This is a genomic window from Oleiphilus sp. HI0128 (genome assembly GCF_001635365.1).
Genome location: NZ_LWGG01000205.1, coordinates 1 through 907 on the forward strand (window position 1 = coordinate 1; position 907 = coordinate 907).

1 protein-coding gene and 1 pseudogene are annotated in these 907 nt (G+C 44.5%); both read left to right on the top strand.

From position 1 onward, the window contains the following. Positions 1-426 (top strand): response regulator transcription factor (locus A3763_RS02635; RefSeq protein WP_197482708.1); only part of this gene is annotated, 426 nt, incomplete at its 5' end. 76 nt (positions 427-502) lie between these two features. Continuing rightward, a pseudogene (locus tag A3763_RS02640) lies at positions 503-907 on the top strand (LysM peptidoglycan-binding domain-containing protein); the annotation flags it as partial.

The window sequence follows — 907 nt, forward strand, 5'->3', positions numbered from 1 at the left end:
ATAACGGCCCTTGATGCAGGCGCTGACGACTATCTTGTCAAACCAGCCAGACCTGGAGAGTTAAAAGCTCGAGTCAACGCCTTAGCAAGACGCTCCGCAAACGAGGTAGAAGAGCAAGAGGAGATGGTTATTGGCCCTTATGTGATTAATCTGACTAAAAGAACCATCGTGTCTTTTGGTGAAGACGTGCCACTGACCGATAAAGATTTTGATTTAGCCGTCTTCATGTTTCAGAGCATTGGGCGCCTACTATCCAGAGACTACCTGTTGGAAAGGGTTTGGGGAATTTCTATCAACATCAATACTCGGACCGTCGATACGCATGTCAGTCGCTTAAGACGCAAATTGCATATCAAACCTGAGAACGGATTTCGCGTGAAAACAGTTTATCAACATGGGTACAGGCTGGAAAAAGTTGGCGACTAGAGATAAGGACAGCAGCTCTTAACCTGCTCTTGGCTAGAAGCTTTGATATTAATAATGTAGTGAGCATGATTTATTTATGAAATTTGGACGTATTGATATCCATAAACTAACGACGACAGTCATCAACTTCGTCATGCTCTTATGCCTTTCTTGTGCTATTTCTAGCGTCTTGCTAACTTCGGTATCGTTTGCTCAAACACCTCAGGTGGAAGAGTGGCACTACACGCTGCGCCCTGGCGACAACCTGCAAAAAGTCAGTCAAGGCCTTCTCAACAGACAGCACACCTGGACTGATTTAATACGTTATAACAAGATTGAACAGGTCTCGGCCCTGGCCCCTGGCTCAATTATTAAAATCCCTATGCACTGGCTAAAACATCAACCAAAACCGGCTGTTGCCAAGTCAGTTTCTGGTAGTGCCTTGATCAAACGCGCCAGCAAGAGTGTATTTAAGCTACTCAAAACAAATATGAATATTCGT